This is a genomic window from Spiroplasma sp. hy2 (assembly GCF_044714365.1).
Lineage (GTDB): Bacteria > Bacillota_I > Bacilli_A > Mycoplasmatales > Mycoplasmataceae > Spiroplasma > Spiroplasma phoeniceum.
Genome location: NZ_RXFZ02000077.1, coordinates 1 through 4,646, shown reverse-complemented (window position 1 = coordinate 4,646; position 4,646 = coordinate 1). Strand labels below are relative to the sequence as shown.

The 4,646-nt window shown below is 27.0% G+C and carries 5 protein-coding genes; all 5 read right to left on the bottom strand.

All coding sequences use genetic code 4. The annotated features are described in order from the left end of the window. Window positions 1–100: 100 nt before the first annotated feature. Window positions 101–310: a hypothetical protein gene (locus EHV01_RS03360; RefSeq protein WP_422066198.1), complete on the bottom strand. Its 210-nt coding sequence runs from the start codon at window positions 308–310 to the stop codon at window positions 101–103. Between the two features lie 98 nt (window positions 311–408). Then, the gene (locus EHV01_RS03355) at window positions 409–708 is read right to left on the bottom strand and encodes a hypothetical protein (protein WP_422066197.1); all 300 of its coding nucleotides are present in this window, start codon (window positions 706–708) and stop codon (window positions 409–411) included. 56 nt (window positions 709–764) lie between these two features. Next, window positions 765–2,189, bottom strand: a complete 1,425-nt coding sequence (gene proS / locus EHV01_RS03350; protein WP_422066196.1) for a proline--tRNA ligase — start codon at window positions 2,187–2,189, stop codon at window positions 765–767. Between the two features lie 3 nt (window positions 2,190–2,192). Next, window positions 2,193–2,879, bottom strand: coding sequence for an acetyltransferase (locus tag EHV01_RS03345; RefSeq protein WP_422066195.1), 687 nt, complete (start codon window positions 2,877–2,879; stop codon window positions 2,193–2,195). Between the two features lie 59 nt (window positions 2,880–2,938). Then, on the bottom strand, window positions 2,939–4,477 hold the full coding sequence (cls, locus tag EHV01_RS03340; RefSeq protein ID WP_422066194.1) for a cardiolipin synthase: 1,539 nt from the start codon (window positions 4,475–4,477) through the stop codon (window positions 2,939–2,941). Between the last annotated feature and the right edge of the window lie 169 nt (window positions 4,478–4,646).

The window sequence follows — 4,646 nt, the reverse complement described above, 5'->3', positions numbered from 1 at the left end:
TAAAATCAAATTTATCAAATTTCATAATTTTAGATTCCTATAATTTCTATTTTAAATATATTTTATAGGAATTTTAAAATAACTAGGTTATGCAAGAAGTCTATTGAAAGATTCCGAATAATTTTTTTGTTTGTTTAAGAAAGTCTTTCTTATAATTAAAATTTAAATAAAATTCTTGATAAGAATTTTTTGTTACTAAATCATTGTCCCGAAGATTAGGTGCATTAATAACTAAACTAATTTTATTTGTTTTATTCATATCAAAACACTGGGCTGGAATAATAACTTTTCCTCATTTTGAGTATTCCACTTGTGTTTGTGATATTTTTAAAATTGTTGAACTAGCGGTTGCTTGTAATTCCGTTGTGATTTGACATTGTTTTTTATTATTAATATTTAAATATACTTTTAATATTGAAAAATTAAAATTAAATTGAAAAAACGTTTTTTTAAAACATCAAGCAATTTGGTGTTTGGTTCGTGGTCAGTTTTATATGCTGTTGTTAATTCACCAGTTGGAGTAAACCATGGTTTTAAATTGCCAATATTAGGACGAATATAAAAAGCATAGGCTTTACTATTATCACCATTATCAAAAGCAAATAAAGGAATTGTTAAATCTAATGCTAAATTAATTTTATTATTAGAAGCAAACTGAAAAGAATTATAAACTGCTAATGGCTCTTCAATAAAATTTTGATTAAACAAATAAAAACCTCCTTTACAATTGAAATTTATCAAAAATAAAAGAGATTTCTTTGTTATTAATAAGCTCGCGCAAAATAAACTAAATTAGTTGCTGGTTGTCCGCAATGAAAACAAGTTGTTTTTTTTGTTGGAACATCAAATGGAATACAACGTGATGTTGTTTGTGTTTCAGCTTTAATTGTATCTTCGCACTCAATGCGACCACAAAACGGCACTAAAAATAAACCATTCATTTTTGCTAAAGTTTTTTTATACTCTGAATAATTATCGATTTTTTTTGTCCGTTGATGACGATTATCCAAAGCTCTTTGGTATAAATTTGTTGCAATTTGATCTAATAAATCAGAAACTACTTTTTCAACTTCTGTTCAGGAAACAGTAATTTTTTCAAAAGTATCACGCCGAGCAATTGTAACTTGTTGCTGTGCTAAATCACGAGCTCCAATTTCAATTCACAATGGAATTCCCTTAATTTCCGCATTAGCTGCACGAAACCCAAAACCTTTGTCTGATTGATCAATTTCACAACGATATTTGTGTAATTTTTTTTGTAGTTGCTCAACTGCAAATAATTGCTCATCATTATCATTATTAATTGGTAAAATCATAATTTGAATTGGTGCAATTTGCGGTGGTAATACTAGTCCATTATCATCACTATGTGTCATAATAAGCCCTCCTATCAAACGCGTTGAAACCCCTCACGATGTTGAGTAAGCATATTCTAAAGTATTTTTTTGATTTGAAAATTTAATATCAAATGTTTTAGAAAAATTTTGACCAAAATAATGACTAGTCCCACATTGTAAAGCTTGACCATCATACATTAATGATTCGATCGTATAAGTTTCTTCTGCTCCAGCAAATTTTTCACGTTCTGTTTTTTGCCCTTTAATCATAGGTAATAATAAAGTTTTTTCTGCAAAAGTAGCATAAATATCTAAAATTTTTAAAGTAAATTGCTGTGCTTCTTGTTTTGAACTATGAATTGTATGCCCCTCTTGTCATAAAAATTCACTTGTACGTAAAAACGGACGGGTCGTTTTTTCTCAACGTAAAACATTAACTCATTGATTATATAACAGTGGTAAATCATGATAACCTTGGATTTCTTTACTAAAAAAGGTTCCAAAAAGAATTTCTGATGTTGGTCGAATGTATAATTCTTCATCTAAGACTTTATCTCCAACTTTTGTTACTGTTGCAATTTCTGGTGAAAACCCTTCAATATGTTCTTTTTCTTTATTAAAAAGAGTTTTTGGAATTAGTAAAGGAAAATAAACATTTTTTACACCATTTTTTTTAAATTCAGCATCTAAAATTTTTTGAATATTTTCTCAAATTGCATATCCATAAGGTTTAAAAATAGTTGTTCCCTTGACTGGCCCATAGGCAATTAAATCAGCATTTAAAACAATATCAGTATATCATTGCGCAAAATCAACTTCACGCAGAGTAATTTTCTCTAACTTTCTCTTCATTCTTTACTTCTTTCTACCTTCTGTTAACACATTAGAAACATTTCCTTTTTCACCTTGAAAAATTTTAAGTTTTAAATTATTACTTTTAACATACATTTGAATTCGATTTAAATACTGATTATTTTTCATTAATATTCAGCGAATTGCTGTTGGTTTCACATCTTCAAAAACTTTTACACGGCGGGTTACATCATCATATTCTCAATCTTTTTTTGTTAAATGAAATAAATTTTGAATATCAATTGCAATCACAGTAATTTGACTTGGATCAACTTTTTGCTCTGCAATTCAACTTCAAAAATAATGTCGCGTTGAATTATCTAATTCAAACTCTAAATGATCAGGTTTTTCTAAATATGTTCAAACAATATATTCACTTTCTTTTGCCAAATGAATATTCTTAACTGGCTGTAGCCCAAATTCCAATTGCCGTAAAACATTACTAATATCAGTATAAAATAATAATGACTTAATTCGCTGGCGATTTAATTCTTTAATAATTTTGTGCGTTTTACGCCGTTTAAAACTAAAACCAGTTTTAATTTTACTATTATCATCTTTATCTTCAAACAAACTACTTTCTAAATTATCTGATGATGACAATGATTTTTCTTGTAATAAGTTATGCTTTTTTTCTGTTTGATGTTCCTTTTCTTTGTCCTCTTTATTTTTTAATTTATTAAATAGCATTATACCCCCTCCTTCACATATTAATTATACAAAAAATTATTCTTGATATTAGCATTAACTTATAAAATTGGTGCGACTAATTTTAAACATGTTAACAATAGTCGATAACTCAAGGGTTTATATTTAATTGCTCATTCCTGTCATAAAATTGAATGTTCATAATCTCATTCTCAACGAGGAATAAAGCTTGCGACTACCTCTGGATCATAAATAACTGCTGTTGTTTGATGGTCAGAAAAGAAACTACGGTAATCTAAATTACAAGTCCCAATCAGAGCAATATCATCATCAAAAATAGCAATTTTATTATGACTAAAAGTATTATTCATTTCATAAATTTTAACACCACTAGCAAATAAAGGTTTACAGTAACTTTTTGTTATATCTAAAACAAAAATTTTATCAGTCAAACCTGGAATTGTTAAACGAACATCAACTCCAGCACGTGCAGCAAGAATTAAAGCTTGAATAAGATCATCTGGTGGAATAAAATAAGGAGTTGATAATCAAACTCGTTTACGAGCTTTGTTAATTAATGAAATATATAGGTCTTTTGTAATGGAATGATCAATGCTAGGACTATGATTAACAATTTGTAAATGTGATTTACCCTTCATATTGTATTGTTTTGGTGTTAAAATGGCAGGTTCTAAATCTGTGATTATTTCATGACGTTTAGTTGCAAAAAATCAGTCATCAGCAAAAATTACTTCCAAACCTCGAACCGCTTCACCTTCAATTCGTACTTGTATATCATGAAAAATTCCAAACTTTCATGATTTATCAGCATATAAATCGGCTAAATTAATTCCACCTGTATAACCAATTAAGCCATCAATAATAACATCTTTACGATGATTACGATAATTGGCATTCCCACTAATAAAAGGTGTAATAATTGGTAAATATTTATGAACTCGAACACCAGCTTTAATTAATTTTTTAATACTTTTTTTACTAATTTTAAAGTAACTACCAACATGGTCATAAATCATATAAACCCGAACACCAGCTGCAATTCGCTCTTTTAAAACTACTAAAAAAGATTCAAATAGTTCACCATCAGCAACAATAAAATAAGTTAATAAAATATATTGTTGTGCTTGTTGTAAATCTGTTAATAATGATTTAAAAACACGGGTCCCATTTGTAATTATTTTAATTTTATTATTTTGGTATAGTGGCTTATTCACATGCCGCATTAATAATTCAACAACATTACCAAATTTTTGATTAGGAGCAGTATATTTTATTAAACATATCTTATTTTTTTTACAATAAGTATCATATTCTAATTTATTTAAATGATTGTACAATAATGATTTTTTATTTGAATAATGGTATTTTCGACCAAAAAAAACATATGAACATAGACCAATAAATGGCACAAAATTAATAAAAATAATTCAAGAAAATTTAACTTCATAACGTCGTTTGGAAAAAAAGAAAAAGAATGAGAAAATTAAATCAATAATAACAATTCCTAAAAAAATATATAAGAATTTAACATTGAAAATAATAACGACAATAAGTAACGCCATAATCGCCATACCAAATAAAAAAATCATTGATAAAATAATTTTTAATCAATTTTTCATTATGCTTCCCCTTTATTGCACAATATTACTACTTTTATTATACCAATAATTTAAAAAGAGTTATAAAAATCTTTAATTTTGTCGAAAACTCTTGATGAAATAAAAAAAATCATCAATATGACAATTTGAAAACTAATTTTGTGTAAGATTATGATTTTGCTTTAAATTT